The 14,954-nt window shown below is 51.3% G+C and carries 15 protein-coding genes; 2 read left to right on the forward strand and 13 right to left on the reverse strand.

Features of this window, described 5'->3' with window-relative positions; all coding sequences use genetic code 11:
* Nucleotides 1-2 precede the first annotated feature (2 nt).
* Nucleotides 3-1,271: a transcription termination factor Rho gene (gene rho, locus C5610_RS12255; RefSeq protein WP_105307404.1), complete on the reverse strand. Its 1,269-nt coding sequence runs from the start codon at nt 1,269-1,271 to the stop codon at nt 3-5.
* 298 nt (nt 1,272-1,569) lie between these two features.
* Nucleotides 1,570-1,896 (reverse strand): thioredoxin TrxA, encoded by a 327-nt coding sequence (gene trxA, locus C5610_RS12260; RefSeq protein WP_105307405.1) that lies wholly within the window; start codon nt 1,894-1,896, stop codon nt 1,570-1,572.
* A 93-nt stretch (nt 1,897-1,989) separates the two neighbouring features.
* On the opposite strand from trxA, the gene rhlB reads away from it, so the two are divergent.
* Nucleotides 1,990-3,258, forward strand: coding sequence for an ATP-dependent RNA helicase RhlB (gene rhlB, locus C5610_RS12265; RefSeq protein ID WP_105307406.1), 1,269 nt, complete (start codon nt 1,990-1,992; stop codon nt 3,256-3,258).
* 1 nt (nt 3,259) lies between these two features.
* A complete protein-coding gene (locus C5610_RS12270; protein ID WP_105307407.1) occupies nt 3,260-4,186 on the forward strand; it encodes a Ppx/GppA phosphatase family protein in 927 nt (308 codons plus the stop codon).
* On the opposite strand, the gene hemB is transcribed toward C5610_RS12270, so the two are convergent.
* The 11 genes from hemB to trmH all read right to left on the reverse strand — a co-directional run bounded on the left by hemB (nt 4,183) and on the right by trmH (nt 14,949).
* Nucleotides 4,183-5,181, reverse strand: coding sequence for a porphobilinogen synthase (gene hemB, locus C5610_RS12275; RefSeq protein ID WP_105307408.1), 999 nt, complete (start codon nt 5,179-5,181; stop codon nt 4,183-4,185). The genes C5610_RS12270 and hemB overlap by 4 nt on opposite strands.
* A 40-nt stretch (nt 5,182-5,221) precedes the next feature.
* Nucleotides 5,222-6,991 (reverse strand): diguanylate cyclase, encoded by a 1,770-nt coding sequence (locus C5610_RS12280; RefSeq protein ID WP_105307409.1) that lies wholly within the window; start codon nt 6,989-6,991, stop codon nt 5,222-5,224.
* A complete protein-coding gene (locus tag C5610_RS12285; RefSeq protein WP_105307410.1) occupies nt 6,988-7,779 on the reverse strand; it encodes a TatD family hydrolase in 792 nt (263 codons plus the stop codon). Before C5610_RS12285 ends, C5610_RS12280 begins: the two co-directional genes overlap by 4 nt.
* 9 nt (nt 7,780-7,788) lie before the next feature.
* Nucleotides 7,789-8,511, reverse strand: a complete 723-nt coding sequence (gene tatC / locus C5610_RS12290) for a twin-arginine translocase subunit TatC (protein ID WP_105307411.1) — start codon at nt 8,509-8,511, stop codon at nt 7,789-7,791.
* Entirely contained in the window at nt 8,508-8,840 is a 333-nt protein-coding gene (gene tatB / locus C5610_RS12295; protein WP_105307412.1) for a Sec-independent protein translocase protein TatB, read from the reverse strand. Before tatB ends, tatC begins: the two co-directional genes overlap by 4 nt.
* Nucleotides 8,841-8,842: 2 nt before the next feature.
* Complete coding sequence (gene tatA, locus C5610_RS12300) at nt 8,843-9,082, reverse strand: Sec-independent protein translocase subunit TatA (RefSeq protein WP_105307413.1); 240 nt, start codon at nt 9,080-9,082, stop codon at nt 8,843-8,845.
* A 16-nt stretch (nt 9,083-9,098) separates the two neighbouring features.
* Nucleotides 9,099-10,751, reverse strand: coding sequence for a ubiquinone biosynthesis regulatory protein kinase UbiB (gene ubiB / locus C5610_RS12305; RefSeq protein ID WP_105307414.1), 1,653 nt, complete (start codon nt 10,749-10,751; stop codon nt 9,099-9,101).
* Nucleotides 10,751-11,353, reverse strand: a complete 603-nt coding sequence (locus C5610_RS12310) for an SCP2 domain-containing protein (protein WP_105307415.1) — start codon at nt 11,351-11,353, stop codon at nt 10,751-10,753. The genes ubiB and C5610_RS12310 overlap by 1 nt, the downstream gene beginning before the upstream one ends.
* Complete coding sequence (gene ubiE, locus C5610_RS12315) at nt 11,353-12,108, reverse strand: bifunctional demethylmenaquinone methyltransferase/2-methoxy-6-polyprenyl-1,4-benzoquinol methylase UbiE (protein ID WP_105307416.1); 756 nt, start codon at nt 12,106-12,108, stop codon at nt 11,353-11,355. The genes C5610_RS12310 and ubiE overlap by 1 nt, the downstream gene beginning before the upstream one ends.
* 69 nt (nt 12,109-12,177) lie before the next feature.
* The gene (recG, locus tag C5610_RS12320; protein ID WP_105307417.1) at nt 12,178-14,265 is read right to left on the reverse strand and encodes an ATP-dependent DNA helicase RecG; all 2,088 of its coding nucleotides are present in this window, start codon (nt 14,263-14,265) and stop codon (nt 12,178-12,180) included.
* Nucleotides 14,266-14,949: a tRNA (guanosine(18)-2'-O)-methyltransferase TrmH gene (gene trmH / locus C5610_RS12325; protein WP_105307418.1), complete on the reverse strand. Its 684-nt coding sequence runs from the start codon at nt 14,947-14,949 to the stop codon at nt 14,266-14,268.
* Nucleotides 14,950-14,954 lie beyond the last annotated feature (5 nt).

Raw genomic sequence — 14,954 nt, forward strand, 5'->3', positions numbered from 1 at the left:
ACTTAGCTGTTGCGCTGACGCTTCATTGACTCAAAGAACTCATCGTTAGTCTTGGTCATCTGTAACCGGTCGATCAAGAATTCCATGGCTTCTACCTCGCCCATAGGATTCATGATTTTACGCAGGATCCACATTTTTTGCAGTTCATCCTGAGTCGTCAGCAACTCTTCACGACGGGTACCCGAACGGTTAAAGTCGATGGCCGGGAACACACGGCGTTCTGCAATTTTACGGTTTAAGTGCAGTTCCATGTTACCGGTGCCCTTAAACTCTTCATAAATGACTTCATCCATTTTTGAGCCGGTGTCGATAAGCGCCGTCGCAATGATGGTCAAACTTCCACCTTCTTCAACATTACGGGCTGCACCGAAGAAGCGCTTAGGTTTGTGCAATGCATTAGCATCAACACCACCGGTCAGAACCTTACCTGAGCTTGGGATAACGGTGTTGTATGCACGCGCCAGACGAGTAATTGAATCCAACAGAATAACCACATCTTTCTTGTGCTCGACTAAGCGCTTGGCCTTTTCGATGACCATTTCCGCAACTTGTACGTGGCGGTTTGCCGGCTCATCAAACGTCGAGGCAACCACTTCACCTTTCACCAAACGGTGCATTTCGGTCACTTCTTCCGGACGCTCGTCAATCAACAGAACGATCAGCTCCGCTTCCGGATGGTTGGCAGCAATCGACGTTGCAACGTTTTGCAATAGCAAGGTTTTACCGGCTTTTGGTGGTGCCACAATCAAGCCCCGCTGACCTTTACCGATTGGCGCTGATAAATCCAACACCCGCGCGGTAATGTCCTCGGTGCTGCCATTGCCTCGCTCAAGACGGAAACGCTCGTCGGCGTGTAATGGGGTTAAGTTTTCAAACAGGATTTTATTGCGGGAGTTTTCAGGCTTGTCGAAGTTAACTTCACGGATTTTCAGTAACGCAAAGTAACGTTCACTGTCCTTCGGTGGGCGTATTTTGCCGCCGATGGTATCACCCGTACGTAAGTTAAAGCGACGGATTTGGCTGGGCGATACATAAATGTCATCCGGCCCTGCCAGGTAAGACGAATCCGCTGAGCGCAAGAAGCCAAAGCCATCCTGCAAAATTTCCAGCACGCCGCCACCATAGATGTCTTCGCCGCTTTTCGCGTGCGCCTTCAAAATGGCAAAAATGATATCTTGCTTACGCAGCCGCGCCATATTTTCAAGGCCCATGCTATCGGCAAGTTCGACAAGTTCGTTTACAGGTTTATTTTTAAGTTCTGTCAGATTCATAGGAGGGTTTTCGAGTTATCGATTAATGGTTAAGTCAGTGTGACTCGCTTTAAGGGTTCTTATCGCTAAAGTTAAGTCGTTACGGTTACTGCTTGGGTCTGGATTTCGCGAGGTGCGAAGCCAACGACTGAAAGATTCGTTTACATTCTATCTGCGGCGATTCGGTGGCAAGCATCACCCAGATGTCTAGTTAATAAGCAAAAGCTATCATCAAATTTCGGATTCGTCCAGTTTTCGCGACCAACGGTAGCTCTCGTGCAATAAAAAACGGCGCATGTTGCGCCGTTTTTTGATTTTCTTAAATATGTTGATCCAAAAATTCGGTCAATTGTGCACGTGACAATGCGCCGACTTTGGTCGCCACCACTTCACCGTTTTTAAACAACAACAGTGTCGGGATGCCGCGAATACCATACTTAGGAGGTGTTTGGTCATTATGGTCTACGTTCAGCTTGCCAATCACTAATTTGTCTTTATAGTCATCCGCAATGTCATCCAGAATAGGGGCAACCATCTTGCACGGGCCACACCATTCCGCCCAAAAATCTACCAGAACGGGTTTATCGGATTTGATGACATCTTCTTCAAAACTGTCATCGCTTAGCTGAACAATTACGTCACTCATGGTACTCTCCGCTACTTTCTTCGCGTGGAAATATTTTAAAATACTATTATTTATGTTTTTGAATACAAGCGCAAACTGATATGCTTATAACTTATGAATAAAACACATCTTACAGAAACACGCTTCGCCGAACTTGGGTTACATCCTCAAGTCGAGCAAGCTATGACGCACGCTGGTTTTGAGTATTGTACTCCGATTCAGGCTTTAAGTCTTCCTGTTGCACTGGCAGGTCAAGATGTAGCCGGTCAAGCGCAAACAGGAACCGGTAAAACCTTGGCATTTCTGCTGGCGACTTTCAACCGCTTAATGAACAAGCCACAGTCTACAACCCGTAACGGCCCCCGTGCACTGATTATGGCGCCGACACGCGAATTAGCCATTCAGATTGCCCATGATGCCGAGCCACTGACCAAGAACTGTGACCTGAACATGTCCGTTATATACGGCGGTGAGGGCTATGAGGTTCAAAAAGAACAGCTGGCCAGTCAACCGGACATTTTAGTGGGTACCACCGGCCGCCTGATCGATTTCTATAAGCAGGGCTTATTTGCCCTCGATAATATTGAGGTGGTGGTGCTGGATGAAGCCGATCGTATGTTCGATTTGGGCTTTATTAATGACATCCGCTATTTGCTCAGCAAGATGCCACCGCCGGCGCAACGGCTGAATTTATTGTTCTCCGCGACACTATCTTACCGTGTGCAGGAGCTGGCATACGAGCACATGAACGCTCCGGCGAAGGTCGAAGTCGAGCCGCAACAAAAAACCGGCGTCCGCATCAGTGAAGAGCTTTTTTATCCATCCAAGCCGGATAAAATGCCGCTGTTATTGACACTGATTGAAGAGGACTGGCCCGATAAAGCGATCGTATTTGCTAACACCAAGCACGGTTGCGATAAGGTTTACCAATGGCTTGCGGTAAACGATCATCGTGTTGGCTTGCTCACCGGTGATGTGCCGCAGAAAAAGCGCCTGAAGATCCTCGAGGACTTTGCCCAGGGGCAACTGGACATTCTGGTCGCCACCGACGTTGCCGCTCGCGGCCTGCACATCCCGGCCGTCAGTCATGTCTATAATTTTGATTTGCCGGACGATTGCGAAGACTACGTTCATCGCATTGGTCGTACCGGCCGTGCCGGCGCCAGTGGCGCAGCCATTAGCCTGGCCTGTGAAGAGTATGTTTACAACTTACCGGCCATCGAGGAGTACATTGGCCATCCGATTCCGGTAACCAATTACGACGAAACGGCATTGCTGAGCGATTTAAAACGTCCACGCCCTACCCATCGTCGACGTCGCAGTCATTCCGGCGGTCGTGGTAAGCCTCGCCAACGTAAACCTGGAGCGCAGCGCAAAAACTAGTATGAAACCCGGTTATAAACGCCTCGCTGCCATCGACATGGGCTCCAACAGTTTTCATTTGTTGCTGGCAGAGGTTTCGATGCGAGGCTTTTACCCTAAACCTCGCATCGTTGCCCGTTACAAGCACAAGGTGCGGCTGGCTGACGGTTTTAACCAACAGTTTGAGCTTGATCATGACTCCGTCCAGCGCGGCGTTGAGTGCCTGCACAGCTTTGCTGACCAATTGCTCCGATTTAATCCCGATGTTGTCTGTGCGGTAGCTACGGCTGCTCTTCGTAAAGCAAAAAACCAGACCCAGATCCTGCCACAACTCGAGCAAGCCCTCGGGCACCCGATTAGCGTGATATCGGGTGAGCGCGAAGCCGAGCTGATTTTCTCGGGGGTCTGTGCGGCTGCCGAGCAAAAAGGCAACATCCTGGTCATTGATATTGGTGGCGCCAGCACCGAAGTGATTGCCGGACGACCATTGTCGCCTCGCGTACTAAACAGCTTTGATATGGGCTGCGTTGTGTTCCAGAATCATCATTTTGCCGATGGCCAAATTACTCGGCAGCGTTTTGAACACGCCGTAAACCAGGCGCGCCAACAAGTCAGTAGCTATACCAGCGCTTATCAAGCCGCAGGTTGGGATCATGTACTCGGTGCATCTGGTACCTTCCGTGCACTTGCAGAAATCGCGATGGCAGAAGGGCAGACCAACTTAACCCGCGACTGGCTGGCACAGCTGATCGAACGTTGCGTACAAACACAACAGGTTGAGCGGTTAAACTTTGTCGGCTTACGGGACGACCGCAAAGCGATTCTGTGCGGTGGTATAGCCATTCTGATGGGAGTTCTCAGCGAACTGGGAATCGATGTCTTTGGGGTTACCAACGGAGCCCTGCGAGAAGGGCTCCTGGCGGAAATGGTAGCAACAGAAACCGCTTAACGCTGCCACTTACGGGCGATATCTTTCGCAAAATAAGTAAGAATACCGTCGGCCCCGGCACGTTTAAACGCCAGTAAACTTTCTTCAATCACGTCGCTGCCCAGCCAACCGTTTTCGATGGCTGCGTTTAACATCGCGTACTCTCCACTCACCTGATAAGCAAAGGTGGGTACGCCAAACTGTTGTTTGACTTCACGCACCACATCCAGATAAGGCATACCGGGCTTCACCATAACCATGTCAGCGCCTTCCTGAATATCTAACCCGACTTCACGAATGGCTTCCAGCCGATTTGCCGGATCCATTTGGTAGGTTTTTTTGTCCGCGCCTTTTAAATTGCCAGCCGAACCTACCGCGTCGCGGAACGGGCCGTAGAACGCACTGGCATACTTGGCCGAGTAAGCCATGATCGCCACATTAACAAAGCCGTTGTGTTCCAGCGCCTTGCGGATCGCGCCGATACGACCATCCATCATATCCGACGGTGCAACCACATCGGCACCGGCACGTGCGTGCGATAACGCCTGCTTAACCAGCACGTCGGTCGTGATGTCGTTAAGCACGTAACCCTGATCATCAATAATGCCGTCCTGTCCATGTGTGGTGAAGGGATCCAGTGCAACATCGGTCATTACGCCCAGCTCCGGACAGGCGGCTTTGATCGCTCTGACCGCTCTTTGTGCCAGGCCCTCATCATCATATGCGGCTTCTGCCATTAATGACTTTGCTGACTCTGGCGTCACCGGAAACAACGCCACCATTGGCACACCCAGCTCAACCAGTTCGCGGCATGACGCTACCAGTAAATCGATGCTAAGGCGTTCGACACCCGGCATTGATGCTACCTGTTGGCGTTGTTGTTCGCCTTCAACCACGAACATCGGATAAATAAGATCATTCACGCTGACCGAAGTTTCTGCCACTAAACGTCTGCGAAAGTCCGTCGCGCGATTGCGGCGCATACGAGTCATTGGGAATTTACCCAGTTCGGTCATATTCGATCACTCCTAATAGTTACAACGTAAGTTCGGTAGGCTAAACCGTAACGACTTGATCACGTCCCTCGCGCTTCGCTCGGTACAATGCCTCATCCGCGGCTTTAAATAAACGTTCTGTCGATTGCCCCGCCGCGCTGTCGAGTTCTGCAACACCGACGCTGATGGTAATGTTTCTGGCCCCGGAATCGGTCGCAAAGCGAGTCTTGCGAACACGCTTGACCAAGCTTTCAGCAAAGGCTTCCGCTTGCTCCTGCAGGCTATCTGCCAAAATGATAGCAAACTCTTCACCACCGTAACGACAGACAATGTCTCCCGGGCGCTTGGCACTCTGCTTCAGCACGCTTGCCAGCCCCTGCAGGATCTGGTCACCGATAAAGTGACCGTGAGTGTCATTCACTTTTTTGAAATGATCAATATCGACCATCAATAAGCTAAGCGGTCGTTGATTTCGGAACGCACGTCGATACTCTTTTTCCAGTTGCTGGGTAAAGTAGCGACGGTTGTACAGCCCGGTCAATGAATCTTCGAAGTTGCGCTTCTCGAGTTCGGTGTTGACGTCCTGCAACTCGCGTAACGCAATTTGTAATTCGAAGGTGCGCTCTTCTACGCGGCCTTCCAACTCTTCATTATAGCGCTCTTGAGCTTCCAACTTCTCTCGTCGTTGCTCGTTATAACGCACGGCCAGTACCCACGACAACAACAGTATCTCGATGCCAGACCCCAACATGATGGCATGGCGCTGAATGAACATACTGTCTATGACACCCAGATAGCCGAGCGAATTCGCCATCACCGACAACAATAAGGTTCCCCAGGCGATGGTAAACATGCGCGCATAAACCAAACCTTTGCGCCACAAATAAGCACCGACGATCAATAAGAACAAACAACCCGGTGCGGCCATCACCAGGAGCACGTGAATACTTACCCGGTAACTTGCGAATATGGCAACCAAAAACGTCAGTACCGACAATCCAGCCATAACAAACAGCCCGCGGGCCAGGGTGGTGCGATATTCCTTTAAACGCAGCAACTGATAAGCGAACAATGCCGCGGTTAAAAACGTCAGGCTACCAAAAATCGGTATCCCTTTGTCTTGCAGAAATAACGAATCGGGCCACAAATATCGAAAACCGAGACCGTCCAGCGACAGCATCAGCCCCCCGAAAAACAGCGTATACAACGAATACAGACCAAACTCAGGTTCGCGGGAGGCGACAAATCCAAACAGGTTGTATACCGCCATACACAACAACACGCCAAAATAAATGCCTTCGGCCAAACGCTTTTGCATTTGCGCGTCAAAAAAGCGCTGCTCACTGCGGATTGAAACCGGGAGCCGCATTGAACTCTCGGTACGCGCGCTCATGTAAAGAGTGCCGGATTCACCAGCCGGCAAAGGCACCGAAAACTCTGACGTCAAAATGGGTCGTTCGTAATAAGGCTGACGGTCGCCCATTTCATAAGTTTTAATGGTTTCCGGTTGAACCCAATAAATATCGAGCTCATCAATTAATGGATAGCCCACATGTAAGACGCGGTCGTAGTCTTTTGCATCAATAAATAACCGCAACCAGTACTCATCCCGAGTGTAGCCAAATGATGCCCGGGCGCTGTCCAGCCGCTGCCATTGAACGTTGTCGTTTTCATAGACATCGGAGAGGCTTAATGGTGTTTCAGACTTTAAGTACCACAGTTCAATAGGTTCTTCGCTGTTCGATAAGTCGGTATTGGCATTCGCCGTGTACCAACCCACCAGTAGCGTGAGCAGAATCGCTGACGTCAACAGGTAGACCCAGCGTTTCATGAGCGTTCCTGCTCGAGTTCGAACAAACGCAGTGCGTTCGTGGTTGTCTGTTCGGCCAGCGCGGCGACCGAACATTGCCAGTGTACCGCCAGCTCATTACCGATATAGGGTAGTAACGCCGGTTCATTCATTTTCGGCCGCGGTCTTACCGTTCTGGGTAATAAGAAAGGTGCATCGGTCTCCAGCACAATACGATTCCGCGGCAGTATCGGTAACGCTTCCAGCAGTGCTTGATTGCGGCGCTCATCACACAACCAGCCGGTCAGTCCAAACCAATGCCCGCGCTCAAGGTAAGCTTTTGCATCGTCAGGCCCGCCGGTAAAGCAATGGGACAAGCAGGGCGTGTGATCAGCACAATAGCGTGTCAGCAGCTCCAACTGTGTGGATAACGCCTCTCGTTCGTGTAAATACAAGGGTAAACCAAGCCGGTTAGCCAGTTGGATCTGCTCTGAAAAGACCCGCTTTTGATCGTCCTCGGAAGAAAAGTTGCGATTAAAGTCCAGTCCGCATTCACCAATGGCGACCACCGCCGGGTGCTTTGCCAGCGCCTCCAGCTTATCGATGTAGTCGCTGCTGACGCCGGCAGCGTCATGAGGATGAACGCCAACGGTTGCGTAAAGTTGTCGAGGGTAGCGTTCGCATAATGCTATTGCCCGCTCTGCCTCTTGTTCATTGGTCGCAATGATCAACTGCCGGCGCACACCCGCTTCCTGTGCTCGGGCGATAACGCCATCCACATCCTTTGACAGACGTGCGTTGGTTAAATTGACTCCGGCATCAAACCACATGAGCAGTGTTTAGTCTCGTTTCCTTTTGGGACGATACCATCGGCCAATGACCAGGCCCAGCTCAAACAACAACCACATTGGTATCGCTAATAATGTCTGCGAAATTACGTCCGGCGGCGTTAATAACATCCCGACCGTGAAGGCGCCAACAATAATGTATGGACGCTTTTTACTGAGTGACTCAGGCGTACTGGCGCCACTCCATATCAGTAATACAATAGCGACTGGTGTTTCAAAGGCAATACCAAAGGCAACAAATATTGCCAATACAAAATCTAAATAGCGTGAAATATCCGTTGCGATAGCGACGTCTGCCGGTGCTACGCTAGTGAAGAAGCCCATCGCCAATGGCAATACGACAAAGTAGGCAAAGGCAATTCCGGCATAAAACAGCAGTGTACTGCTGGCCAGCAAAGGAACCACCAGGCGTTTTTCGGATTTATAAAGGCCCGGCGCGATAAAAGCCCAAAGTTGCCACAGCAAAAATGGGATAGCCAATGCCACTGCCACGACAAACGTCAGCTTAAACGGGGTAAAAAATGGCGCAGCCACATCCGTGGCGATCATTTGTGTGCCTTCCGGCAGATGCTTGATCAGCGGTTCCGCCAACAACCGATACAGATCATTGGCAAAATACGCTAATGCGGCAAAAACCAGGATAATGGCGACAAGGGCGCGCAACAAACGGTTACGCAATTCCAATAGATGATCAAGCAACGGCGAGTCGCTCATTTCTGCTCCTCGTCATTGTCTTTCGATTCTGTTTGCTTCCGGTAGGGCCGTTGCACTTCAGCCGCGGCATTTTGCAGTTCAACAATTGAACGTTGTAATTCTGGACTCAAGTCACTGAAATCCTGAGCTTCTGCTTTCTTAAGGTGTTCATGCAACTCCTTAATACGCAGCTCATGGTCCAGTTCATTTTGCATGCGCTGACCGTAGCTTCGAATACTCCCCAGCGTCCGCTGCAGGCTTCGTAGCGCCGACGGTAAGCGTTCCGGGCCGAGCACCAGTAGCCCGACTATCGCAATAAGCAACAGCTCCCAAAAGCCGATATCAAACATCGTTACTTCCGCGACTGTTCGTTATCAGCGTCTGCCCGTTCCTTGGTCGTCGCGTTCTTATCGTTTTGAGTCAGTTTCTCATCTTCAGAAGCGGGTTTGCTGTCATCGTCTTCGCTAACCGACTTTTTAAACCCTTTTACCGCACTGCCGATATCGCTACCGATATTGCGCAAACGTTTGGTACCAAATAACAATACTACGATAGCTAGAAGAATTAGCAGTTGCCAAATACTGATGCCCATAAGTCACCTTTCCACGTTAACGATTTATGACGTGGGGTCGCGACCGCCACGCTTGTGCGCCGAGTATAACAGTAATCACAGCAGAAGTGATCGGCCAGCCTGGCGCAATATTCGCCGTCGCCAACCAGGTTGTGCTGATAACACCACTGGCTGTCAACAGTGACCAAAACGAACTGGTCGACGCCTGACGTTGTTGCAGTAGCTGACGTTGATGCTGTAACTCGAGTTGTCGCTGAACGTGTTGCTGAGCATGCAGGCTCTCATAGAGTAAGTTCGGTAATTCCGGTAATTTCTCAGCCCAATAAGGCGCATTTTCCTTAACGGAACGAACTACCGCTCGCCAGCCCAGTTGCTCGTTCATCCAACGCTCCAGGAACGGTTTTGCGGTTTTCCACAAATCAAGCTCCGGATAGAGCTGACGACCCAAGCCTTCGATATAAAGCAGGGTTTTTTGCAACAACACCAACTGCGGTTGAACTTCCATTTCGAATCGGCGTGCGGTGTTAAATAAGTTCACCAGCACATGACCGAAAGAGATTTCTGCCAACGGCTTCTCAAAAATTGGTTCACAGACCGTACGGATCGCAGACTCAAACTCTTCAATGTTGGTGTGCCGCGGCACCCAACCGGAGTCCACGTGGAGTTCCGCAACTTTTCGATAGTCACGATTGAAGAACGCCAGAAAATTTTCCGCCAGATAACGCTTATCTTCCCGGTTCAACGTCCCCACAATGCCAAAATCAATACCGATATAACGTGGGTTCAAGGGGTCATCTTTGGCGACAAAAATGTTACCCGGATGCATATCCGCATGGAAAAAGCTGTCCCGAAAAACTTGTGTGAAAAACACTTCGACACCACGTTCGGCCAATTTTTTCATGTCCACGCCGCGAGCTTTTAATACCTCTACGTCGCTGACGGGAATGCCGTCAATACGTTCCATCACCATAACGTTATTACGGCTGTAATCACTATAAACCGTCGGGATATACAGCAGCTTTGAGTCTTCGAAGTTACGTTTTAACTGGATGGCGTTAGCGGCTTCACGCAATAAATCCAACTCATCCAGCAACGTCTTGCGATACTCGCGCACTACTTCCTTTGGTTTCAACCGTCGCCCGTCCGGTAAGTGGCGAGCCATCACCGACGCTAAGGTTTCCATTAACTCGAGGTCGGCATCAATGGTGCGACGGATATCCGGCCGAATGACTTTGACGACAATGTCTTTCACGTCGCCGTCGGCAACACGTAACTTACCGGTATGAACTTGTGCGATTGAGGCGGATGCCAATGGCTGTGTATTAAAATCTTCGAACAAGTCGCTGATGTGCTTTAGCCCCAGCGATTTTTCGATTATGGCTTGCGCCGCCTGACCATCAAAAGGCGCCACCCGATCCTGTAAATAAGCCAGCTCCAAGGCGATATCCGGCGGCAATAAGTCGCGCCGGGTAGACAGCATTTGACCAAATTTGACCCATACCGGCCCGAGCGATTCCAGCGCTAGCCGCAGGCGCACACCAGGACTCTTATCTTTATGCCGGTTTGGCAGCCAAAACAGGGCGTGACGGCCTAGCCGTAAAGACCATGGCAACCATTTCGCCGGGATCAAGTCATCCAGACCGTAACTTAACAGGGTTTTGGTGATGGCATACAGGCGCCGGCTACGCATTAACTGTCCTCTCTTAACTGACGCTCTAGTCGTTCAATTTTGGCGCGCAATTGCTGCAATTGCTGTTTATGCTGCTCAAACTCAATTCGCGCCGGAAGTATCTTTTTCTCATCAATCAATACCCCGGTTGCCCACCGTTGACTCTGCTGCAGGGAATCTGCGACTTGCTGCCGACTTTTGCGCCAGATCTGGCTTAGCCAATGAGCTGGCACAGCACCAATTTTAGCTTCCAGCTCGGCTTCCCAGTCGATATCCAGCTCTTTTATCAGCGCCACCAACTGCTGAGCCAACATCGGGTCGCCTTCAATATCCAATTTACCCGCTTTAATCAACCGCGTAAGGTTGGAGCTGTCGCTGAGCTCGGGCAATACGCCCAGTTCGGTTTGCAGCCAACAGTCGGTTTCGCCTTCACTCACGGTGGTTAACCGCAGACCGTACTCGTCAATACTGACGGTGAGTTCAAACGGTAACTCTTTGATGTCAAAGCGCAGACTTTTACCAACCAGTTTTTGGCGCCGTTGTAGCGAACCAGGATCGCGCGCCAAGAGCTCGTTAATCAGCTTTTCCAGCAACATCCAGGGTATCAGCGACAGACTTTTCATCAAAACTTATAACCTCTGTGCAACGCTACGATGCCGCCGGTCAAGTTTTGATAATCAACATTGTCATAGCCCGCCTGCTGCATCATCCCTTTAAGGGTGTCCTGATCCGGGTGCATACGAATCGACTCCGCAAGATATTGATAACTGTCAGCGTCATTCGCGATCAACTGTCCCATCTTCGGCAACACATTGAATGAGTAAAAGTCATACATTTGGTTCAACCCCGGTGCAACCGGTTTAGAAAACTCCAGCACCAACAGTCGACCACCCGGCTTGAGTACCCGGAACATTGAGCGTAATGCGGCGTCTTTATCGGTCACGTTTCGCAACCCAAAAGCGATGGTAATAATATCGAAGGTGTTGTCGTCAAAGGGTAACTGTTCGGCATCCGCCTGGACATAACGAATATTGCCGACATAGCCTTTATCACGCAGTTTATCGCGTCCAACTTTCAGCATCGCGTCGTTAATGTCTGCCAAGACCACTTCACCGGTGGGACCAACACGGCGTGAGAACTGTGCCGTTAAATCACCGGTACCGCCGGCAATATCCAGCACTTTCATGCCGCTTCTCACACCACTGCAGTCAATGGTATAACGCTTCCACAGACGATGGATACCGAACGACATAACGTCGTTCATCACGTCGTATTTGGCTGCAACGGAGTTGAATACGTTGGCAACCAGTCCCTTTTTCTGTTCCCGGGCAACTTGTTGGTAACCAAAATCGATGGAATCTTGCTTTTTATCGTTCATACAGACACCTTGAACTGAATTTTCTCTAGTGTACTTGATGCTAAGCGTCAGTGCGACAGTGTGTTGTCGTTAAACTTGCGCATAATGATCTCGCCGTGGTAACCAGCGTTCGATCAACGCAGCTGCCGTTGCCGGATAGTCATTTAGCAGACGCTCTGCCAGTGTTTGTGCGGATGGAATTAAGTCAGCATCACGTTCGATATCCGCCACTTTCATCTGCGTCAAACCGGTTTGACGGTGCCCTAATAACTCGCCCGGCCCTCGGATTTCTAAATCACGCTGAGCAATGACAAAGCCATCGTTGCTGTCTCTTAATACGCCTAATCGTTCCGCAGCGGTTTTCGACAGTGGACTTTTATAAAGTAAAACACAATGGCTGGCGGTTGACCCACGGCCAACACGCCCTCGCAACTGGTGCAACTGCGCCAGCCCAAGCCGTTCTGGGTTTTCTATGATCATGAGCGAGGCATTCGGCACATCAACACCCACTTCGATGACCGTGGTTGCCACCAGTAAATCAAGCTCACCGGCTTTAAACGCCTGCATTACGGCTTCTTTCTGATCCGCTTTGAGCCGTCCATGCACAAGACCAACCTTCAAATCCGCCAGCGCCGCCTGCAATTCATTGGCGGTGTCTTCCGCTGCCTGACACTCCAGTACTTCCGACTCTTCAATCAGCGTACACACCCAGTACGCCTGCCGGCGCTCGGTTCGACACACTTGTCGCACCCGCTCAATCACCTGATCGCGGCGAGTATCCGGAATAGCGACGGTGGTAACCGGCGTTCGTCCCGGTGGCAATTCATCAATCACCGAGGTTTTAAGGTCAGCATAGGCCGTCATCGCCAGCGTTCGCGGGATCGGTGTCGCGGTCATGATCAACTGATGTGGCTGAAAGCCCGCCTTGACCCCTTTTTCGCGCAATTGTAAACGTTGATGCACCCCAAAACGATGCTGTTCGTCAATAATAACCAACGCCAGGTTGTGGTAATCCACATCGCTCTGAAACAACGCATGGGTGCCGACCAGCATCGCCACTTGACCCGAGGCAACCCGCTCGAGGAGCTCTCGTCTGGCTTTCCCTTTGGTGCGCCCGCTGAGCCAACCAACCTCGATGCCAAGCGGCTGCAGCCATTGTGAAAACGATAAAGCATGCTGTTCGGACAACAGTTCGGTCGGTGCCATCAGCGCCACCTGATAACCCGCCTCAATCGCCCGTAATGCCGCCAGCGCTGCGACTAACGTTTTACCCGAGCCCACATCTCCCTGTACCAACCTCATCATCGGCACAGGTTGCGCCATATCCGCGTGAATCTCGCTCACCACGCGTTGCTGCGCCGCCGTCGGCTCGAACGGTAAGGTCGCCAGGAACTCATCTTGCAATTTGCTGCCCTCAGCAATGGCAATACCGCCTTCACTTTGCCGTTGCTGACGCAGTTGCAACAAACTCAGCTGATGAGCCACCAGCTCTTCCATCGCCAACCGCTGCTGAGCAGGATGCTGTCCTAGTTCCAGCGCCTGCAGTGAACTCTCGACCGGCGGATGATGAAGCGTCTGCAGGGCCTCCACCAACGACAGTTGGTGCGGCCGTAATGATTCCGGCAACAGCTCCTCGACGCTCTGTTCGGATAAATAGCCAAGGGCCTGTTCAATAATTTTACGCAAGGTGGTTGGGTAAACCCCTTCGGTGGTCGGATAAACCGGCGTGTAGGTGGGTTCCAGCTCGACATGCTGACCCGGCTTGAGTTGTTCATATTCCGGGTGAATCAGTTCAGCACCTGCCATCCCGTGGCGGATCTCACCAAACACCAATAGCCGGGTACCGGCACTGAATTGCTTTAACTGAGCGGCACTGAACTGAAAAAAACGCAATGTCAGCGTGCCGCTGTCATCTTTGGTGCGCACCAGCAGCATCCGTTTGCGGCCATACTTTATATCCGCGTTCTGCACCTCGACGATCAAATTGGCTGACTGTCCGGGACGAACCATGGCGATGTTGGCAATCCGGGTACGATCTTCATAGCGTAACGGCAAATGGAAAATGGCATCCTGAACGGTAACCAGACCCAGCTTGGCCAGTTTCTTCGCCACTTTATCGCCAACTCCCTTTAAGGTTGTCAGCGGTATTTTGGCAAGAGCGGCACCCGAACCCGGCATTTACTTCGCCGCCCTCATGGCCTGCCACCATTGTTCATCGGCGACGATTTGTCCTTGTTCATCAAGCTCTGGATAGCTTAGCCCTTTGCGTTTGCAAGCCTTGGCATAAATCGGATGGCCGCCTTCAAACAATACCCGGTGGCGTTCGGCGGCATCTAATTGGTTACCCTGATAACGACCTGCCGCCTTGCGCTGGCGCTGCGCTTCATACAGCATCACAGCAGCGGCAACAGATACGTTCAACGATTGTGCCATACCCACCATCGGAATCATCACATGATGATCAGCGCACGCCAATGCTTCGTCGCTGACACCGTATTTTTCCTGGCCCAGTAAAATGGCTGTAGGTTGGGTATAGTCGATGTCACGAAAGTCCACCGCGCTGTCCGACAAATGCGTAACGACCACCTGCATCCGTTGCGACCGCACCGCACTGATCGCATCAGCGAGCTCATTGTAATGCGAGACCCCAACCCAGTTCTGACTGCCCAGCGCCGTTCCCGCCGACAGTTTTCGTTTTGGCGATTCCCATACCGCATGCATCTGATGCACGCCGACCGCATCAGCGGTGCGCACCACCGCTGATAAGTTATGGTTTTTGTGCACATTTTCCATCACCACCGTTAAATCCGGCTGACGCAGATCTAGCAGTTGATTAATGCGCGCAAACCGCTCTGGACTCATGCTGT

The organism is Idiomarina sp. OT37-5b, from assembly GCF_002968395.1.
GTDB lineage: Bacteria > Pseudomonadota > Gammaproteobacteria > Enterobacterales > Alteromonadaceae > Idiomarina > Idiomarina aquatica.